Genomic DNA, 20518 nt, shown 5'->3' with positions numbered 1-20518 from the left:
GAAACGAAACGAAACGAAGGGATCGAGGTGCACGTGCCCGACGTCTCCGTGGTCGTCATCGTCTACAACGACGCAGAGCGTCTGCCGACAGCAGTCCGGTCGGTTCTGGACCAGACCCTGCACAGCGTCGAAGTCGTGATCGTCGACGACTGCAGCAAGGACCGCTCGTACGCGGTCGCCCAGGAACTGGAATCTGCACATCCGGGGAGGGTGCGCGCCTTCCAGCTGCCGGAGAACAGCGGCGGCTGCGGTGCGCCGCGCAACCACGGCATCCAGCAGGCCACCGGAACGTACGTGATGTTCCTCGACAGCGACGACGTGCTGGAGCGCAACGCCTGCCGGAACATGCTGGACGCCGCCGAGCGGACCGGATCCGACCTGGTCGCGGGCATGTGCGTACGCGTGCACCTCGACAACCGGTGGGGCAAGACCACCGAGTGGTACCCCTGGATCTACTCGCGCACCCGCACCCTGGAGTCGATCACCGAGTATCCCGACCTGCTGGTCTACGACACCCTCTCCACGAACAAGTGCTACCGGCGCGCGTTCCTGCTGGAGCAGGGACTGGAGTTCCCGGTCGGCATCCACTACGAGGACCTGCTGTTCTCCGCGCAGGCCTACGTGGCCGCCCGCCGCATCACGCTGATCCCGAACCACGTCTACTACTGGAACGTGGTCGAGAAGGCCGCGGCCCTGTCGATCAGCAACCGGCGCCACGAGATCGCGAACTTCGTCCACCGGATGGAGATCCACCGCCGCGTCGACGCCCTGTTGGCCGAAAAGGGCCACACGGACATCAAGTCCGCGAAGGACGCCAAGTTCCTCAAGCACGACCTCGTCCTGCACCTGCGCGACCTGCCGCTGCTGAGCGACGAATACCGCCAGGAGTTCGCCCGCCTCGCCAACGGCTACCTGGAGGGGATCGACCCGGCGGCGTACGAGAACGTCACGTACCTCCAGGCGATCTGCGCGTACCTGCTGGGCAAGGAGGACTGGGACAACCTGCTCCCGGCCGCCGACGCCATGACCAACAAGGGCCGGCTCACCTCCCCCCTCGCCGAGCGCGACGGGCGCGTCTACTGGTGCGCGCAGCACATCGACGGTCCCGACGGTGCCGAGGCCCGCCGGATACTGGACGTCACCGAGCAGGCCTTCCACACCACGCCGCTCACCTCCCTCACCCTGGGCAACCGGCTCACCTCCTACGAGGACGACGGCCGCGGCACGGTCACCCTGTCCGGCTCCGTGGTGAACCCGCTGGGCCGGATCCCGGCCGACGCGGCGCTGAAGGCCACGCTGGAGTTCCGGGCCCGCCGGCAGATCGGCGTGCGCTCCTTCAGCTTCCCGGTGGAAACCGTCCGCCACGCCGGTGACACGATCGAGTGGACCGGCACCGCCGACGTCGCGAGCACGGTCCGTCCGCTCGGCATCATCGACGCCGTCTGGGACGTCCGCCTCAAGCTGACCGCGGGCGGCGAACGGATCACCACTCGTGTCGCGATCGGCGGGGTCGACCTGGAGTCGGCGGCCCGGCTGCGCGTGCGCCCGCGGCTGACCCGGTTGGTCTCCGACCGCTTCGGGCCCCAGATGACCAAGAAGGGCAATCTCAGCTACGTGCTGAGCGCCGAGGGCGCCGCCGCCGTCCGCACCCAGTCGCTGATCAACAACGCCATACAGGGCAAGGCGGCCGGCGTGGTCAAGCGGGGCCTGCGCAAGGCACTGCGGGCCCGCCGCAACATGGGCTCCGGCGAGCAGAAGGTGAAGGTCTACCACGAGGTCTTCTCGAAGCTGCCGATCAAGAAGGGCACGGTCGTCTTCGAGAGCCACATGGGCAAGCAGTACAGCGACAGCCCCAAGGCGATCTACGAGGAGCTGGTCCGCCAGGGCGCGCCGTTCGAGGCGATCTGGTCGTACGCGGGCGCCAAGCCCACCGGCTTCCCCAAGGAGGCCACCCTGGTCAAGCGCTGGAGCTGGCCGTACCTGCGCGCCCTCGCGCAGGCCGAGTACTGGGTCGACAACCAGGGCTTCCCGCTGGCGCTGGCCAAGCGCCCGGGCACCACGTACATCCAGACCTGGCACGGCTCGGCGCTCAAGCGGATGGGCTTCCACGAGCCCCGGACCAAGGCGCAGGGCCGGGCCGGCCAGGCCCGTTTCCAGGCGGCCGTGGACCGCTTCGACCACTTCCTGATCCGCTCCGAGCACGACACCCGCACCCTCGCCAAGGGCTTCCGGCTGCGCGACGAGGTGCTGCTGCGCACGGGCTACCCGCGCAACGACGCCCTCGTCGAGGTGCACCGGGCCGAGTCGAACAGCGGTGAGCGGGTGCGCGGGCCCCTCGCGGGCGAGCTCGGCATCGACCCGGACAAGAAGGTGCTGCTGTACGCGCCGACCTTCCGGGCGGGCGCGGACGGCGCGGTGGAGGGCTTCGCCTTCCCCTTCGACGTGGAGGAGTTCGCGGACCGGCTCGGCGACCGCTTCACGCTGCTGGTGCGGACCCACTACCTCAACAGCGTCTCGCTGCCGCCGTCCGTCGCGGGCCGCGTCATCGACGTGTCCCGGCACCACGACATCACCCCGCTGCTGGCCCTCGCCGACGGTCTGATCACCGACTACTCGTCCGTGATGTTCGACTACGCGGTCCTGGACCGGCCGATGCTGTTCTTCGCGTACGACTACGAGAAGTACGCCACCGACATCCGCGGCACGTACTTCGACCTGAAGGAGAAGGCCCCGGGCCCGGTGGTGGCCACGGCGGACGAACTCCTCCAGGCCCTCGCGGCCTTCGAGGAGGCCGACGTCAAGTACGCCCAGGCACGGCAGCGTTTCCTCGCCGAGTTCGGCGAGTACGACCGCGGGGACGCAGCCCGCCAGATCGTAGAGAAGTTCTTCACCAGGAGCGGCAAGTGAGCCAGCAGACCGCCACCCCGGGCGGCCGTGACATCTTCATCGTCTCCAACAACGTCGACGAGATCGGCGGCGTGACCACCTGGTCGCACCAGATGGCCCGGCAGTTCACCGACCGCGGCCACCGGGTGCACATCGTGGGCATCGCCCCGGTCGCCGACGACATCCGGCAGAAGCTGCCGCAGGGTCTGCCGTACGAGATGACCACGCTCTACGACGCACACCCGCCGTCGGCCCGCCGGCTGCGCGGGATCAAGGGCCGGCTGAACGCGCCCGAGCGGCGCCGCCAGGCAGCCCGGCGGGCGCAGATGCGGGTCAAGGCGGAGCGGCTGAGCGAACTGCTGCGGGCAGCCCGTCCGGGCGGTGTCGTCATCGTCACCCAGGTCTGGGCGATGGAGTGGGTGGCGCTCGCCGACACCAAGGGGCTCACCGTCATCGGGATGAGCCACGAGTCCTTCGAGGCCAGCCAGAAGTCCACCCGCGGGGAGCGGGTCCGCCGCTTCTACCCGCAGGTCGACCGGCTGCTGGTGCTCACCGCCGAGGACGCGGACCTGTGGATCCGGGCCGGCATGGAGAACGTGGGGAGCATGCCGAACCCGCTGCCCTTCATGCCCGACTCCCCCGCGCCCCGCACGGAGAAGGTCGTGGCGTGCGTCGGCCGCCTCGCCTTCGAGAAGGGCGTCGACCTGCTGCTCGACACCTGGGCGGACGTCGCACCGCACCACCCCGACTGGACCCTGCGGATCTACGGGGCGGGCACGGAGGAGGCGACGCTGAAGGCGTACTGCACCTCGCTGGGCCTGGACGACTCCGTGGAGTGGATGGGAAGCACCGCCGACGTACTGGGCGCCCTGCGCGGAGCCTCGGTCTTCGCCCAGGCCTCACGGGCCGAGGGCTTCCCGATCACGCTGCTGGAAGCGATGGCGGCGGGCGTGCCGCCGGCCGCCTTCGACTGCGCGCCGGGCGTACGGGAGATCGTCGAGCACGGCGAGGACGGGCTGCTGGCCCGGCTGGGCAACACGATGGAGCTGGCCGGGCACCTGCGCGAGCTGATGGCCGACCGCGAGCTGCGCGACCGGCTCGGGGACAACGCCTTCCGTTCGGTCAAGCGTTACTCCAGCCCCGAGATCACCGACCGGTGGGAAGAGCTGTTCTCCTTCCTGGAGCGCTGACCGCACCTTCCACGGCACCGATGTGAAGCAGCCCGCCCCGGACGCGTCCGGGGCGGGCTGCTTCACATACGGCACGTGCGGTTCGTCTTCCCGGCCGGTCAGGGCTTGTGGACGTCCCGGTGGACGTCCTTGCGGGCCACCTTGTTGGCCTCCCAGCCCGCCCAGGCGGAGACGACCATCTCGCGGACGTCGTGCCGGGCCTTCCAGCCCAGCTCCCCGGTGATCTTGTCGGCCGAGGCCACGACCTTCGCCGGGTCGCCGGGGCGGCGCGGGCTGATCACGGGGGCGATGTCGTGCCCGGTGCTCTTGTTCATGAGCGCGACCATCTCGGCGACCGAGACGCCCTCGCCGCGCCCGATGTTGACGGTGAGGTCCTTGTAGTCGCCGGCCGCGGCCCACTCGGCGAGCTTGCGGGCGGCCGCCACGTGGGCCTCCGCGAGGTCCTCGACATGGATGTAGTCGCGGATGCAGGTGCCGTCGGGGGTCGGGTAGTCGTCACCGAAGATCTTGGCGCCCTGGCCGGCGTCGTAGCGCTCGAAGACCATCGGGACCAGGTTGAAGACGCCGGTGTCGGCGAGCTCGGGGGTCGCGGCGCCCGCCACGTTGAAGTAGCGCAGGCAGGCGGTGGAGATGCCGTGCGCCCTGCCCGCGGCGCGCACCAGCCACTCTCCGGCCAGCTTGGTCTCGCCGTAGGGGCTCAGCGGCTTGCACGGGGTGTCCTCGGTGACCAGGTCCACGTCGGGCATGCCGTAGACGGAGGCGGAGGAGGAGAAGAGGAAGTTGCGGACGCCCGCGTCGGCCACGGCCTGGAGCAGGACGGCCAGGCCCTGCACGTTCTCGTGGTAGTAGTACATCGGCTTCTCGACGGACTCGCCGACCTGCTTCTTGCCCGCCAGGTGCACCACGCCGGTGATCTTGTGCTTGCGGATGACCTCCTCCACGGCCAGCCGGTCGAGGACGGAGCCGACCACCAGCGGGACGCCTTCCGGTACGCGGTCCTCGTCGCCCGTGGAGAGGTCGTCGAAGACGACGACCTCCTCCCCCGCGAGCCGCATCGCGCGGACGACGTGCGCGCCGATGTATCCGGCGCCACCGGTGATCAGAAACGTCATGTGTGTCTCCTTGGTCCTGTCCGACTTCTTGGTCCTGTCCGACTTCGGGATCGAGGGCGCGGCGGTGTGCAGGCCTGCGGCCGGGACCGCCTACGGGGCCTCAGCCCGCCCCACGGCCCGCCCGGGCCCGGTCGAGGCGGTTGCGCACGAGGTACAGCGCGCCCTCGGCGCCGGGCGCGAGGCGCAGCGCGAGGGCGCCGGCCCCCGTCCGGTAGGGCTGCGCCAGCAGCACACCGTACCGGCTGCTGGGCAGCGCCCGACGGCGAAGCAGTCGGCCCCGGGGGCGCAAGGAGGTGAACACCGAGCTCCCGTCGGCACACTGCACGCCCACCCCGACGTTCCACGCCTGCATCCTGCGCACCCCCTGGCGGCGGCCCGTGACGGCCAAATCGGCGAGGCGGAACGGCAACACGGCGATCCAGCCGCCGCTGCGGTCGGGGTCGGAGTGCAGCTCGACCGGCTGCGCGAAGACCGCCTCGCCGCCCGCACGGAGCTTGAAGCTCAGCTGCGCGGTGACGGGCCCGGCCTCGGCGAGGCGCCCGTACAGGTCGTGCACGCGGATCCGGACGGCGGCGCGGCCGGCCGGTTCGGCGTCGACGGTGACGGGCAGCTCGCCGACCGGCAGCGCGGAGAGACCCGCCAGCTCGACCGGGAGCTCCTCGCTCCACACCGGAACTCCGGTGGGACCGGTCGCGTACGGGGGCAGCAGCCGCGGCGGTTCGGCGGCCAGCCGGGTGAGCCGCTCGACATCGGCGGGCGGGGTCGCGGTGGCGCGCAGCACGGAAACGATCCAGCGGGCGTGGGCCGCGGCGGACTCGATGTCGGCCTCGGGGAAGGTGTCGACGTATTCGCGGGTCAGGGTCCACCAGGCGGCCTGGTACTCGGGGTCCCGGCCGAGCTCGCGCAGGTACATGCGCAGGTCGTACTCGAGGAACTTCACCCGGCAGGCGCTGCCCAGCACCGGGGAGGCCTCGGCGAGGATCCGGGCGGCCGTGCGGTGGGCCTCGATGCGGGAGCGCCAGTTCCCGACGTCCTTGCGGTCCAGGGAGATCGACACCTGGGCCGCGCTGCGGCGCACGTGCCAGACGTAGACGAGGTCGCCGGTGACGGCGATGCGGGGGGCCGCGGCGAGCACGCGGGCGGTGAAGACGAAGTCCTCGTAGATGAACCGGCCATCGGGGAAGCGCAGGCCGTGCTCCTGGAGGAAGGCGCGCTCGTACAGCTTGTTGACGCAGAGGGTGTCGCGGACGAGCTCGGGCCGGTCCACCGGCCGCTCGATCACCTCGCCCGGCGTGTGCAGCCCCGGCATCCACGGGACGTCGTGGTGCTGGGGTAGCTCGCGCCGTACCGCCGCGCCGACGGTGACCGGGGCGCGGTGTTCCTCGGCGGTGCGCACGAGGGCTTCGGCGGCCCCCGGCGGCAGGACGTCGTCGCTGTCGAGGAAGAGCACGTACCGGCCGGAAGCAGTCGCGATCCCGTCGTTGCGCGGGGTGCCGCACCCCCCGCTGTTCTCCGTCCGGTGCACGACCTTGAGGCGGGGGTGCTCTGCGGCCAGTTCGTCCAGCACCCGTGCGGTGCCGTCGGACGAGGCGTCGTTCACCGCGATGACCTCGGCGACCACCGGGCCCTGGGCGAGGGCCGAGGAAACGGCCTCGCCCACGAGACCGGCGTCGTTGTACGCGATGACCACGACGGACACGGTGGGTAGGTTGCTGCTGTTCACCCGGAAGATCCTAGGCGACCCACGTAAAGGCGCATTCAAACCTTCCGGGCACAAGTCCCTCGCGAGGGGATCAGAACGGCCGGAATTCGTCGTATTCCTGCTGCGCCGAGTCCCCGCGCTTGGCTTCCTTCTCCTTGCGGCGCGTCGTGGCCGGGCGCGGCGCGTCCATCCGGTGGTCCTCGCCGCGGCGGCCCAGCATCTCGGCGCCGGCCATCATGGTCGGCTCCCAGTCGAAGACGACCGCGTTCTCGTCGGAGCCGATGGCCACGCCGTCACCGGCGCGGGCGCCGGCCTTCTTGAGCGCGTCCTCGACACCGAGGCGGTTGAGGCGGTCGGCCAGGTAGCCGACGGCCTCGTCGTTGTTGAAGTCGGTCTGGCGGACCCAGCGCTCCGGCTTCTCGCCGCGCACCTTGTAGACGTCCTCGACCTCGTCGTAGGTGACGGTGAAACCGGCGTCGTCCACGGCCTTCGGGCGGATGACGATGCGGGTCGCCTCCTCCTTCGGCTTGCGGGCGCGGGCCTTGGCGATGACCTCGGCGAGGAAGTAGGAAAGCTCCTTCAGACCCGTACGGGCGACCGCGGAGACCTCGAAGACCTTGTAGCCGCGGGCCTCCAGGTCCGGGCGGACCATGTCGGCGAGCTCCTGGCCGTCCGGGATGTCGACCTTGTTGAGGACGACGAGGCGCGGACGCTTCTCCAGGCCGCCGCCGTAGAGCTTGAGCTCCTCCTCGATGACGTCGAGGTCGGCGATCGGGTCGCGGTCGGACTCCAGCGTGGCGGTGTCCAGGACGTGCACCAGCACCGAGCAGCGCTCGACGTGCCGCAGGAACTCCAGGCCCAGGCCACGGCCCTGGCTGGCGCCGGGGATCAGGCCCGGGACGTCGGCGATCGTGTAGACCGTGGAACCGGCCGTGACGACGCCCAGGTTCGGGACGAGGGTGGTGAAGGGGTAGTCCGCGATCTTCGGCTTGGCGGAGGAGAGCACCGAGATCAGCGAGGACTTGCCGGCGCTCGGGAAGCCGACCAGCGCCACGTCGGCGACGGTCTTGAGCTCCAGGACGATGTCGCCGGTGGTGCCGGGGACACCGAGGAGCGCGAAGCCGGGGGCCTTGCGGCGGGCGGAGGAGAGCGCGGCGTTGCCGAGACCGCCGCGACCGCCCTCGGCGGCCACGTAGGTGGTTCCCTGGCCGACCAGGTCCGCGAGGACGTTGCCCTCCTTGTCGAGGACGACGGTGCCGTCCGGCACGGGCAGGACCAGGTCCTGGCCGTCCTTGCCGGAGCGGTTGCCGCCCTCGCCGGGCTTGCCGTTCGTGGCCTTGCGGTGGGGGCTGTGGTGGTAGTCCAGCAGCGTGGTGATCGCCTGCTCCACCACCAGGATGACGTCGCCGCCACGGCCGCCGTTTCCACCGTCGGGGCCGCCGAGCGGCTTGAACTTCTCCCGGTGAACGGAGGCGCAGCCGTGGCCCCCGTTACCCGCGGCGACGTGCAGCTCGACGCGGTCCACGAAGGTGGTCATGGGTGTTCCTCCAGATACATACGGGAATGTCCCGGGCAGGACGTATGACTACCCCTGCCCATTAAAACGTGGTCTGTATGACAACGCGCCGAGGGCGGACCTCTCTTCCCGGCTTGCGCCGGGAAGAGCTGAGATCCGCCCTCGGGAAGTTACGAACGCGCTAGATCAGCAGGAGCTGGATCAGGCGGCCGGAACGATGTTGACGACCTTGCGGCCACGGTGCGTGCCGAACTCGACCGAACCGGCCTGCAGCGCGAACAGCGTGTCGTCGCCACCACGACCGACACCCGAACCCGGGTGGAAGTGGGTGCCGCGCTGGCGGACGAGGATCTCACCAGCGGAAACGACCTGACCGCCGAAGCGCTTCACGCCGAGCCGCTGGGCATTGGAGTCGCGCCCGTTCCGGGTGGACGATGCGCCCTTCTTGTGTGCCATGTCTCAGTCCCTCTTACTTCGCAGCCGCGGGGATACCGGTGACCTTGATCGCCGTGTACTGCTGGCGGTGACCCTGGCGACGGCGGTAGCCGGTCTTGTTCTTGTAGCGCAGGATGTCGATCTTGGCGCCCTTGTGGTGGTCCACAACCTCGGCCGTGACCTTGATGCCGGCCAGGACCCACGGGTCGCTGGTCACGGCTTCGCCGTCGACAACGAGCAGGGTCGAGAGCTCGACCGTGTCGCCAACCTTGGCAGTGGAAATCTTGTCAACCTCAACGATGTCGCCGACAGCAACCTTGTGCTGGCGACCACCGCTGCGCACGATGGCGTACACGCGGATCTCTCTCTCACTCGGGACGGATGCTCCTGAAGCCAGCCGCTCAGGCAAGCCCCGCCGAGAAGACGGAACCGCACCGATCCGGATTGGACGAGCGGCCTCTCGCGCCCGCCGCTTGCGCGTGCGGAACGTGAGGAAGGTGCTCAGGAGCGCGGCGCTCTCTAAGACACGCCGACGGTCTAGGTTACGGGGCCGGTTCCGGAGGGTCAAACCGGGCCCGTACGGCCGTGGGCCCCGCCACTCGGCGGGGCCCACGGACGCTGTGTCACTCAGCGGTGGATCAGGCTTCGGTCGGAGCCGACACGGACGGAGGCGTCTGCTGCTCCGCCGCCGCGGTCTTCTTCGTCGCCCGCTTCGCCGCGGTCTTCTTGGTCGTGGCCGCCTTCTTGGCCACGGTCTTCTTGGCGGCCGCCGCCTTCTTGGCCGGGGCCTTCTTCGCCGCGGTCGCCTTCTTGGCCGGGGCCTTCTTGGCGGCCTTCTTGGCCGGTGCGGCTTCCTCGACCGCCGGTGCGGCTTCCTCGGCGGGCGCCTCGGCTGCCTCCTCGGCGGGCGACGGGGCCTCGACGACCACCACGGCGGCCTCTGCCGCGCCGGCCGGGGAACCGGCGGGCGCGGTGGCCTTGCGGGTGGCACGACGGCGCGGACGGGCCGGAGCGGCCTCCGCGACGGGGGCCTCCTCGACCTCGGCGACGGCGACGGCCTCGGGCTCCGGCTCGACGACGGGCTCCGGCTCCGGCACGACGACCGGCTCCGGCTCCGGTGCCACCTCGGCCGCGGGGGCCGGGGCGCCCGCCGGCGCGGTGGCCTTACGGGTCGCGCGGCGACGGGTACGGCCCTTCGGCGCGGCCTCCTCGACCGTCTCCACGACCTCCGCGACCGGGGCGGCCGGGGCGGTCTCGGCGACGAACTCGGGAGCGGGCTCCAGCACCGTCTCGGCCGGCTCGGTCACCGGCTCGTCCACGACCACGGGGGCCGGGGCCTGCACCGGAGCCTGGGCCGGGGCGACCGCACCGCGCGGGGCGCCCGCCGGAGCGGTGGCCTTACGGGTGGCACGGCGCCGGTTGCGGCGACCGCTGATGCCCGCAGCGGCCTCGGCCTCGGCCGGGCTGCTGTAGAGCTCCTCGTCCGCGACGAACTCCGGCTCGGGCAGGGCGCGCGGCGCGGCCGCCTCGGCAGCCACCTCCGCCTCGGACTCGAAGGCCTCGGGCTCGACCGCCTCGACCGTCTCGACCTCGTGGTCGTGCTGGTCGAACTCGGCACGGCCGCCGCGGCGCTTGGAGCGCTTGCCGTTGCCACCGCCACCGATCGCGGTCGGCTGCTCCATGTGCACGATGACACCGCGGCCGTTGCAGTGGACGCAGGTCTCGGAGAAGGACTCCAGCAGACCCTGGCCCACCCGCTTGCGGGTCATCTGGACCAGGCCCAGCGAGGTGACCTCGGCCACCTGGTGCTTCGTACGGTCGCGGCCCAGGCACTCCAGCATGCGCCGCAGGACCAGGTCGCGGTTGGACTCCAGGACCATGTCGATGAAGTCGATGACGACGATGCCGCCCAGGTCGCGCAGCCGCAGCTGGCGCACGATCTCCTCGGCCGCCTCCAGGTTGTTCCTGGTGACGGTCTCTTCGAGGTTGCCGCCCTGACCGGTGAACTTGCCGGTGTTGACGTCGATGACGATCATCGCCTCGGTCTTGTCGATCACAAGCGAGCCGCCCGAGGGCAGCCACACCTTGCGGTCGAGCGCCTTGGCGAGCTGCTCGTCGATCCGGTACGTCGCGAAGACGTCGACCTCGGAGGTCCAGCGGGACAGCCGGTCGGCCAGGTCCGGGGCCACGTGGTTCACGTAGCCGTGGATGGTCTCCCAGGCGCCGTCGCCGCTGACGATGACCTTCGAGAAGTCCTCGTTGAAGATGTCGCGCACGACGCGGACGGTCATGTCCGGCTCGCCGTACAGCAGGCTCGGCGAAGAGGTCGAGATCTGCTTCGACTTCTTCTGGATGTCCTCCCACTGGGCCTGCAGACGCTCGACGTCGCGGCGCAGCTCGTCCTCGCTCGCGCCCTCGGCGGCGGTGCGCACGATGACGCCCGCGTCCTCGGGGACGATCTTCTTGAGGATGGTCTTCAGACGCGCGCGCTCGGTGTCGGGCAGCTTGCGGCTGATGCCGGTCATCGAGCCCTCGGGCACGTAGACCAGGTAGCGGCCGGGCAGCGAGACCTGGCTGGTCAGGCGGGCGCCCTTGTGGCCGATCGGGTCCTTGGTGACCTGCACCAGGACCGACTGGCCGGACTTGAGGGCGGACTCGATGCGGCGCGGCCCGTTGGCCATGCCGAGCGCCTCGAAGTTGACCTCACCGGCGTACAGGACGGCGTTTCGGCCCTTGCCGATGTCGATGAAGGCGGCCTCCATGGACGGCAGCACGTTCTGGACCTTGCCCAGGTAGACGTTGCCGACGTACGAGGTGGCCTCTTCCTTGTTGACGTAGTGCTCGACGAGCACGTTGTCCTCGAGGACGCCGATCTGGGTGCGCTCGCCGGCCTGGCGGACGACCATGACGCGCTCGACGGCCTCGCGGCGGGCCAGGAACTCGGCCTCGGTGATGATCGGCACCCGGCGGCGGCCCTGCTCGCGGCCCTCGCGGCGGCGCTGCTTCTTCGCCTCCAGGCGGGTCGAGCCCTTGATGGACTGGACCTCGTCGGAGGACTCGGTCTTCTCCCGCGCGGGGCGCGGCTCGCGGACCTTGACGACGGTGCGCACGCCGTCCTCGTCGCCCGCTTCGGCGGTCTCGGCCGGGCCCTCGCCACTACGGCGACGGCGGCGACGGCGACGGCGGCTGGAGCTGGAGCCGAGGGCCTCGTCGGCCTCCTCGTCCTCTTCCTCCTCGGCGTCCCGCTCGGCGGTCTCCTGCTCGGCGGCCTCGGCCTCGTCCTCGGCGGACTCGTCGAGGTCGGCGGCCTCACCGCGACGGCGACGACGGCCACCGCGACGACGGCGGCGCGACGGGCGCTCGCCCGACTCGTCGCCCTCTTCGAACTCGGCGGACTCCTCGTCGAGCTCGGCGGCCTCGGCCTCCGGCTCCTCCGCGAGCACCTCGGGGAGGGAGACCGGGGCGGTCTCGGCGACCGGAGCGGCCTCGGCGGCGCCGCGCCCACGGCGCCGGCGGCGACCGGCGGGCTGTGCGACGGGAGCCGCGGTGACCTCGGCCTCGAGCTCGGTCTCCTCTTCCTCCTCGACCTCTTCGGCCGGGGCGGCGGCGCGAGCGGCAGCGGCGGCCATGGCAGCGGTCTCGGGGGTCTGGAACATCGGCTCGGCGAAGACCGGGGCCTGGAAGACGGCCACGGCGGGACGAGCGGCGCGGCGGGCGCGGGCCGGAGCAGCGGGCTCGGCGCTCTCGGCGACGGGCTGCGGGGCGGCGGCCGGAGCGGCGGAGCGGGTGGCGCGGCGGCGGCCGCCGCGCTTGGGCGAGTCCACGGCGTCGGCGACGGTCACGGCGCGGGCGGCCTTGGGGGCCTCCTCCACGACGGGCGCCGGCTCGGCGGCGGGAGCCTCGGCCACGGCAGCGGCCTCGGTGGCCGGAGCGGCGACGGCGCGGGTGGCACGACGACGGGCACGCGGCGCCGGAGCAGCCGGAGCCTCTTCCACCACGGGCGCCGGAACCTCGACTGCCGGAGCCTCGACCACGGCCGCAGCCTCAGTGTCCGGAGCCGCGACAGCGCGGGTGGCACGACGACGGGCACGCGGCGCCGGAGCAGCCGGAGCCTCCTCCTCGACCACGGGCGCCGGAGCCTCGGCGGCGGGAGCCTCCGGAGCGGCGACGGCGCGGGTGGCACGACGGCGGGTGCGCGGGGCCGGAGCGGCCGGAGCCTCTTCGACGACCGGCGCGGCCACGGGCTCGGCGGCCGGGGTCTCGGCGACGACGGCCTCGGCGGCCGAGGTCGCCGGGGCGGCCACGGCGCGGGTCGCGCGGCGGCGGGGGCGAGCGGGGGCGGCGGCCGGAGCGGCCTCTTCTGCGGGGGAGGCCGGGGCGGCCTCGGTCACCGGGGCCGTCTCGGCGACGGCGCCACCGGGCGGGCCCGCGGGCCGGGAGGCGGCACGGCGGCGACGGCGCGGCGGCAGGTTGTCGCTGGGGCTGCCGTTGTCGGCGCTACCAGCAGGAGTGATGTCGTTTTCGTTGTTGAGCATTGCGGGCGGTTCTCCCGTCACGCTCCCGGGCGCCGCGGCTGACTTCCGGTCCGGCACGGCTCCGCGCAATGAGCGCGGAACCGGCCTCCGGGGCGCGTTCGCCACACGGGAGCTGTAGTCCATGGCCGCCGGTTCCGTACGTCTTGTCCGTACGGCCTGGCGGAAGTCTTCAGGTCTGTGCGCGGCCCGACCCAGGTGGCTCCCGAGTACCAGGGCTGCGCGACGACGGCGTTCCTTACGCGGCGGGACCTTCCGGCGCCTTCGCGTCGGCTGCTACGGCGGCCGTGGGTGGAGCGGCCGTGTCAGCCTCGCGGTCGGGCGCGAGCGGGTCGGTCACCGTGCCGGACTCCTCGTCGAAGAGCCCCTGCGCCAGCCTGGTCACCGCTGAGGGGACCGGCGGCGCCAGGTCGGCCACAGCTCGGAGACCGGACAGGACGTCGTCGGGTCGCACGGCAGGTGTCAGATGCCGAACAACCAGGCGCAGTATCGCACAGGCATTGTCCAGCGGCCTATCAGCCGGGGCGGGAAGCGCTTCGAGACTGACGACCGCGCCACGCGTGTCGAAGGTCCGCATTCCGTTCTTGGTCCGGCGCTGCACCTCCACGGTCTCGGCGGCGAGGAAGACCTCCACGGCCCGCTCGGCCTCGGCGAGCTCCACTCCGTCCAGGCGCAGCTCCCACACGGAGGCGGTCAGCCGGTCCGCGAGGCCCGAGGTGCGGGCCTCGACGGCGTCGATGATGTCGAGTCCGGTGGGCATCGACTCGTCGAGCAGCTCCCGGAGCTTCTGCGGGTCGCGGGGCGCGGCGAGGGCGATCTCCAGGTACTCGGCCTCGCTGCCGGTGCCGGTCGGGGCGGCGTTCGCGTACGAGACGCGCGGGTGCGGGGTGAAGCCGGCCGAGTACGCCATCGGCACCTCGGCGCGGCGCAGGGCCCGCTCGAAGGCACGCTGGAAGTCACGGTGGCTGGTGAACCGGAGGCGGCCGCGCTTGGTGTAGCGCAGTCGGATGCGCTGCACCACCGGTGCGGGAGGCGGGCCTTCGGGCTGTCGCTTGCCCAGTGGTTCTTCTCCTTGTGCGGGGCTCCGCGGCTCGCACGTCGCCCTGAGGTCTGTCGACCCGCTCCGGCTCACCCCTGCCGTCGGGGCAGGGAGATCTCGTCAGCGGGTGCCGCGTCGGCGGCTGTCGTACTACCCAGAGTACGCGCCCGTGACCTCGACGGTTCCACGGGAGGAGCACCGAACAGCGCGCGGCGTACGGTGGCGCGCGCCTCGCGGACCGCGGCGCGCCCGGTCCGCCAGACCTCGCGCACGGCATGCCCGACGGGGGTGAGCACGTGCCGGTACACCCGGGAGGCGGGCCATCCGACCAACACCCAGCCGACCCGCTTGAGCCCGCGCCACAGGGCGCCGACGATCCGCCCGGCCACGTGCCAGGCCCATACGAGGACCCGTCCGACGGGAGCGAGCACGTACCGGTACAGGGCGACGGCCAGCCACACGATGCCGAGCCCGACGGGCCGCAACAGATACCGGGACACCGAGACCGCCAGCCATACGAGACCGTGCCCGACGGGAGTCAGCACGTACCGGTACACCGCGACCACGAACCACACGAGACCCAGCCCGACCGGCCGCAACAGATACCGGAACACCGAGACCGCCAGCCATACGAGGCCGTGCCCGACGGGGGTCAGCACGTACCGGTAGACCGCGGCGGCGAGCCACCCGATCCCGCGGCCGACGGGCGCGAGCAGGTAGCGCCACAGCCCGACCCACGGCCACACGAACAGCGTCATGCCCAGGGCCCATCCGATCCAACCGACGCCCTTGGCGAGGGGCGCGAGCAGGTAGCGCATGCCGCCCCGGCCGACCCAGGCCAGCGCCGCGCCGAGCGGACGCAGCAGGTAGGCGATCAGGAACCGCCCGGCCGGCGCCAGCACCTGGTCGTACAGACCCCGCCACCCCCATGCGAGCCCCTGGCCGACCGGAACGATCAGGTACCGCCACAGCCCGACCCACGGCCAGACGAAGACCAGCTTGAGGAGGGTGGTCAGCAGCCACCCCAGGGCGCGGAGCAGCGGCGCGAGGACATGGACGTACAGCGGCGCGAGGACGTGCCGGTGCACGGCCCGGCCCCCGGCGACCAGCAGTTCCCAGACCACTCGTACGGGCAGTACGACAAGTACGGCGACGATCTTCACGGGGATCCTGATGACACCCACCAGGCACCCGTCGCCACCGCCGGACGGAGGCCGCTTGTCTGTTTCCATGCAGGGAAGGACACGGCAGAGGCCCCCACCCGTTGCGGGCGGGGGCCTCTCGTGACCCAAGGGTTACTTCACGACGGACAGCGGCAGCAGCTTCTTGCCGGTGGGGCCGATCTGGATCTCGGTCTGCATCTGAGGACACACGCCGCAGTCGAAGCACGGGGTCCAGCGGCAGTCGTCGACCTCGGTCTCGTCGAGGGCGTCCTGCCAGTCCTCCCAGAGCCAGTCCTTGTCGAGACCGGAGTCCAGGTGGTCCCAGGGCAGGACCTCCTCGTAGGTGCGCTCGCGGGTCGTGTACCAGGCCACGTCCACGCCGTAGGCGGGCAGGGTCTTCTCGGCCGCCTCCATCCAGCGGTCGTAGCTGAAGTGCTCGCGCCAGCCGTCGAAGCGGCCGCCCGACTCGTACACGGCGCGGATGACGTCGCCGATGCGGCGGTCACCGCGCGAGAGGAGGCCCTCGACGATGCCCGGCTTGCCGTCGTGGTAGCGGAAGCCGATGGAGCGGCCGTACTTCTTGTCGCCGCGGATCTTGTCGCGGAGCTTGCCCAGGCGGGCGTCCGTCTCCTCGGCCGACAGCTGCGGCGCCCACTGGAACGGGGTGTGCGGCTTGGGCACGAACCCGCCGATGGACACCGTGCAGCGGATGTCGTTCTGGCCGGAGACCTCGCGACCCTTGGCGATGACGTTGACCGCCATGTCGCCGATCTGGAGCACGTCCTCGTCGGTCTCGGTGGGCAGGCCGCACATGAAGTACAGCTTCACCTGCCGCCAGCCGTTGCCGTACGCCGTGGAGACGGTACGGATCAGGTCCTCTTCCGAGACCATCTTGTTGATGACCTTGCGCATGCGCTCGGAGCCGCCCTCGGGGGCGAAGGTCAGGCCGGAGCGGCGGCCGTTGCGGGTCAGCTCGTTGGCCAGGTCCACGTTGAACGCGTCCACGCGGGTCGACGGCAGGGACAGGCCCACCTTGTCGTCCGTGTAGCGGTCGGCGAGGCCCTTGGCGATGTCGGCGATCTCGGTGTGGTCCGCGGAGGACAGCGAGAGGAGACCGACCTCCTCGAAGCCGGTGGCCTTCAGACCCTTCTCCACCATCTCGCCGATGCCGGTGATGCTTCGCTCCCGCACGGGGCGCGTGATCATGCCGGCCTGGCAGAAACGGCAGCCGCGGGTGCAGCCGCGGAAGATCTCCACGGACATGCGCTCGTGGACGGTCTCGGCGAGCGGGACCAGGGGCTGCTTGGGGTACGGCCACTCGTCGAGGTCCATGACCGTGTGCTTGGACACGCGCCACGGCACGCCGGAGCGGTTGGGCACGACGCGGCCGATGCGACCGTCCGGCAGGTACTCGACGTCGTAGAAGCCCGGCACGTAGACGTTGCCGGTCTTGGCGAGACGGAGGAGGACCTCTTCGCGCCCGCCCGGCCGCCCTTCGGCCTTCCAGGTGCGGATGATCTCGGTCATGTCGAGGACGGCCTGCTCGCCGTCGCCGATGACCGCGCAGTCGATGAACTCCGCGATCGGCTCGGGGTTGAAGGCCGCGTGGCCGCCCGCGAGGACGATCGGGTGGTCGACGGTACGGTTGCGGGCCTCCAGCGGGATGCCGGCGAGGTCCAGGGCCGTGAGCATGTTGGTGTAGCCCAGCTCCGTGGAGAAGGACAGGCCGAACACGTCGAAGGCGGAGACCGGGCGGTGGCTGTCCACGGTGAACTGCGGCACCTTGTGCTCGCGCATCAGTTCTTCGAGGTCGGGCCACACGCTGTAGGTGCGCTCGGCGAGGACGCCCTCGCGCTCGTTGAGCACCTCGTACAGGATCATGACGCCCTGGTTGGGCAGCCCGACTTCGTACGCGTCCGGGTACATGAGAGCCCAGCGGACGTCGCAGCTCTCCCACTCCTTGACCGTGGAGTTGAGTTCACCGCCGACGTACTGGATGGGCTTCTGCACATGCGGAAGCAGGGCCTCAAGCTGAGGGAAGACCGACTCGGTCATCACGCGACTTTCGTGAAGCGGGCGGGGGGCAGCTCTCAAGCGTACCTTGAGGCTCAGCCGCCCCCACCCGCATGATCATCCCAGGCCGGCCCGGAGCGCCGGGTCGGAGAACGTCGCCCAGACGTCCGGAAGCTCCCTCTCGCGCCGCTCCGCCAGGGCCTCCTCGCGTGCGTAGAGCACGCCCCAGGTGAAGGCGGACTCCCCGGCGGCCGTCGCCTGGACGGCGAGGCCGCGCAGGGCGCCGCGGGCCACCACGCTGTCCTGGTGGTCGCCGAGCAGGTTCTGCACCGCCTTCCCCGCCTTGGCCAGGTTCTTCGCCGGTCCGCCGAGCACGGGAACGGCCGACTCGGCCGCGTACCGGACCCGCTTGGCCGCCTTGCGGGCGTCGTGCAGGGCCAGGTCGCGCTGCTCTCCCTCGGCGAGCGAGAGGGCGCTCTCGACCCGGACGGCGAGGCGCGCGTAGTCGCGGAGCACCGCCTTCGGCAGGACCGCTTCCGGGGGTCGGGCGGCGCCCGTCAGCAGGGGCGGCGCCTCCAGCAGGGCCTCGAGGGAGTCCAGCAGGGCCAGGTAGCGCGCGCTGTCGAGCACGGCCAGGGCCCGGCGCCGCGAGCCGGAGCGGCGGGCGGTGTTCCACACGCGCAGCCTGCTGCGGACCGGGCCGATCAGGAGGGTGCGGGGCAGCTCGCCGAGGTGGGTCTGGATCCGCTCCAGCAGGACCTCCTGGTCGCGGTCGACGCCGAGCTCGGCGGCGAGCCAGCGCAGCTCCTCGCCGATCGGGTCGGTGGCGGCCCGGTCGATGACCTTGCGGTACGTCTTGAAGGCGCTGCGGATCCGGCGGCTGGCGACCCGCATCTGGTGGACGGAGTCCGGCAGTCCGCGGCGCACGGCCGGGTCCTGGGCGACGAGCGCGTCGCGCTGTTCGCGCAGGTACGCGAGCACGTGCGCGCCCGCGGTGCCCTCGGGGCCGCCGCCCCCGGGCCGGGCCGGGGGCTCGCCCGCGGTCTCGGCGAGGGCCCGGGCGAGCTTCGAGGGGGCGTCGGAGACCCGGAGTCCGGCCTTGCGGAAGGTCTTCTCCACGGCGTCGAGCAGTTCGGGGTCGACGCCGTCGGCGAGTTCCACCTCGACCTCGGTCCAGGTGGCTGTTCTCTCGCCGCGCTCGGCCAGGACGGCGTCGGTGCTCAGTTCCGCGAGCAGGGCCCCGTCGGCGTCGAGCAGGTGGCTGACGCGACGCGAGGAGACCAGCCTGACCTGCGGCTGGAGCCCGGCGCCGCGGACGCGGGAGCGGACGAGGGCGGCGAGGGAGGGCGGGACCGTGTCGCTGAGCGCGGCCCCGATCTCGTCGCGCACGCCCGGGGAGACGGGCAGTTTGAGGTGCCAGCCCTCGTCCGCGCCGCCGGTTCTGCGCCTCAGGGTGAGGCCGTCGGCGGCGAGCCGCTGATCGGGGGTGTCGTAGTAGACGGCGTCGAGGTCGATGGTGCCCTGGTCGGAGACGGCCGCGATGGCGGCCGTGCCCGTCAGGTCCGGCACCCCGCGCCGGGCAGATTTGGCCTTGGAGAACTCGAATTTCCGCTCGATTTCGCGCTTGGTGTCCGCCATAGACCGAACTTAGTCCTGAACGGATCACGTCGGCAGGGTGAACGGAACATCAGGCTGACAATGGCCGTTGCACCTTGATCGACTGTAGGAGTCCGATCGCCACCCACACGGCGAACATCGACGATCCTCCGTACGACACGAACGGCAGGGGGAGCCCGGCCACCGGCATGATCCCGAGGGTCATCCCGATGTTCTCGAAGGACTGGAAGGCGAACCAGGCGATGATCCCGGCGCACACGATCGTCCCGTACAGCTCGGTGGTCTCCCGGGCGATCATGCAGGCCCGCCACAGGATGACGCCGAGCAGCAGCAGGATCAGTCCCGCCCCGACGAAGCCGAGCTCCTCCCCCGCCACGGTGAAGACGAAGTCGGTCTGCTGCTCGGGCACGAACTGGCCGGTGGTCTGCGAGCCCTTGAACAGCCCCGAGCCGGTCAGACCGCCCGAGCCGATCGCGATGCGCGCCTGGTTGGTGTTGTAGCCGACGCCCGCCGGGTCGAGCTCGGGGTTGGCGAAGGCGGCGAAGCGGTTGATCTGGTACTCGTCGAGCACGCCGAGCTGCCATATCAGGACGGCGCCGCCGGCGCCGGCGCCGAGCAGGCCGAGCACCCAGCGGTTGGAGGCGCCGGAGGCCAGCAGCACGCCGAGCACGATCACGATCATGACCATCACGGAGCCGAGGTCGGGCATCAGCATGACGATGCCCATCGGGGCCGCGGCCAGGCAGAGCGCCTTGACGACCGTGCGGTGGTCGGGGTGGGCGAGGTCGCCCGCGTCCACCCGGGTGGCCAGCAGCATCGCCATCACCAGGATGATCGTGATCTTCACGAACTCGGACGGCTGGAGGGAGAACCCGCCGCCGATGACGATCCACGCGTGGGCGCCGTTGATGGTGGCGCCGAGCGGGGTCAGCACGGCGAGGATCAGCACCAGGGAGAGCCCGTAGAGGACCGGCACGGCGCCGCGCAGGGTGCGGTGGCCGAGCCAGATCGTGCCGATCATCAGCACGAGGCCGATGCCGGTGTTCAGGGCGTGCCGGGCCAGGAAGTAGTACGGGTCCCCCTGGTTCAGCGTGGTCCTGTTGCGGGTCGCCGACCACACCAGCAGGGCGCCGATGCAGGAGAGGGCGGTCGCGGAGAGGAGTATCGGCCAGTCGAGCCGGCGCACTACCGAGTCGCGGGCGGTGAGCTTGGCCATCGCCCCGCGCTCGGGCGCGTACCGGGAGACGGAGAACTTGTTGGCGGTCGGCATGTCTTCCCTTAGGGGGTGTCTTGTCGATCAGGGCGGATCGGGG

13 protein-coding genes are annotated in these 20518 nt (G+C 71.5%); 2 read left to right on the top strand and 11 right to left on the bottom strand.

Features of this window, described 5'->3' with window-relative positions; translation table 11 throughout:
* The first annotated feature begins 27 nt into the window (after positions 1-27).
* Both ACIQK6_RS18030 and ACIQK6_RS18025 read left to right on the top strand, forming a co-directional pair.
* Complete coding sequence (locus ACIQK6_RS18030) at positions 28-2907, top strand: CDP-glycerol glycerophosphotransferase family protein (protein WP_402695074.1); 2880 nt, start codon at positions 28-30, stop codon at positions 2905-2907.
* The gene (locus tag ACIQK6_RS18025) at positions 2904-4076 is read left to right on the top strand and encodes a glycosyltransferase (RefSeq protein ID WP_402695073.1); all 1173 of its coding nucleotides are present in this window, start codon (positions 2904-2906) and stop codon (positions 4074-4076) included. Before ACIQK6_RS18030 ends, ACIQK6_RS18025 begins: the two co-directional genes overlap by 4 nt.
* A gap of 98 nt (positions 4077-4174) precedes the next feature.
* Here the strand turns inward: ACIQK6_RS18025 and galE are convergent, their stop codons facing one another.
* The 11 genes from galE to rodA all read right to left on the bottom strand — a co-directional run bounded on the left by galE (position 4175) and on the right by rodA (position 20475).
* Positions 4175-5188 (bottom strand): UDP-glucose 4-epimerase GalE, encoded by a 1014-nt coding sequence (galE, locus tag ACIQK6_RS18020; RefSeq protein WP_402695072.1) that lies wholly within the window; start codon positions 5186-5188, stop codon positions 4175-4177.
* Positions 5189-5288: 100 nt separating this feature from the next.
* Positions 5289-6911, bottom strand: a complete 1623-nt coding sequence (locus tag ACIQK6_RS18015; protein ID WP_329102107.1) for a glycosyltransferase family 2 protein — start codon at positions 6909-6911, stop codon at positions 5289-5291.
* Between the two features lie 70 nt (positions 6912-6981).
* Positions 6982-8427, bottom strand: coding sequence for a GTPase ObgE (gene obgE, locus ACIQK6_RS18010; RefSeq protein ID WP_329102105.1), 1446 nt, complete (start codon positions 8425-8427; stop codon positions 6982-6984).
* Positions 8428-8607: 180 nt separating this feature from the next.
* On the bottom strand, positions 8608-8862 hold the full coding sequence (gene rpmA / locus ACIQK6_RS18005; RefSeq protein WP_030013081.1) for a 50S ribosomal protein L27: 255 nt from the start codon (positions 8860-8862) through the stop codon (positions 8608-8610).
* Positions 8863-8875: 13 nt separating this feature from the next.
* On the bottom strand, positions 8876-9196 hold the full coding sequence (rplU, locus tag ACIQK6_RS18000) for a 50S ribosomal protein L21 (protein WP_030013082.1): 321 nt from the start codon (positions 9194-9196) through the stop codon (positions 8876-8878).
* Between the two features lie 283 nt (positions 9197-9479).
* Complete coding sequence (locus ACIQK6_RS17995; protein WP_329102103.1) at positions 9480-13376, bottom strand: Rne/Rng family ribonuclease; 3897 nt, start codon at positions 13374-13376, stop codon at positions 9480-9482.
* A gap of 235 nt (positions 13377-13611) precedes the next feature.
* A complete protein-coding gene (locus ACIQK6_RS17990; protein ID WP_329102101.1) occupies positions 13612-14391 on the bottom strand; it encodes a TIGR03936 family radical SAM-associated protein in 780 nt (259 codons plus the stop codon).
* A gap of 110 nt (positions 14392-14501) precedes the next feature.
* Positions 14502-15644 carry a hypothetical protein gene (locus tag ACIQK6_RS17985; RefSeq protein ID WP_402695071.1) on the bottom strand — a complete coding sequence of 381 codons (1143 nt, stop codon included), beginning with the start codon at positions 15642-15644 and terminating at the stop codon, positions 14502-14504.
* A 63-nt stretch (positions 15645-15707) separates the two neighbouring features.
* Positions 15708-17633, bottom strand: a complete 1926-nt coding sequence (locus ACIQK6_RS17980; RefSeq protein WP_301371177.1) for a TIGR03960 family B12-binding radical SAM protein — start codon at positions 17631-17633, stop codon at positions 15708-15710.
* 72 nt (positions 17634-17705) lie between these two features.
* Positions 17706-19226 carry a CHAD domain-containing protein gene (locus ACIQK6_RS17975; protein WP_402695070.1) on the bottom strand — a complete coding sequence of 507 codons (1521 nt, stop codon included), beginning with the start codon at positions 19224-19226 and terminating at the stop codon, positions 17706-17708.
* Between the two features lie 49 nt (positions 19227-19275).
* On the bottom strand, positions 19276-20475 hold the full coding sequence (gene rodA / locus ACIQK6_RS17970) for a rod shape-determining protein RodA (RefSeq protein WP_402695069.1): 1200 nt from the start codon (positions 20473-20475) through the stop codon (positions 19276-19278).
* Positions 20476-20518 lie beyond the last annotated feature (43 nt).

This window comes from Streptomyces sp. NPDC091682 (genome assembly GCF_044756625.1).
In the GTDB taxonomy this organism is placed as follows: Bacteria; Actinomycetota; Actinomycetes; order Streptomycetales; family Streptomycetaceae; genus Streptomyces.
Note: the sequence above shows the minus strand (reverse complement) of the source record. Positions and strands in the feature narration are given on the sequence as shown.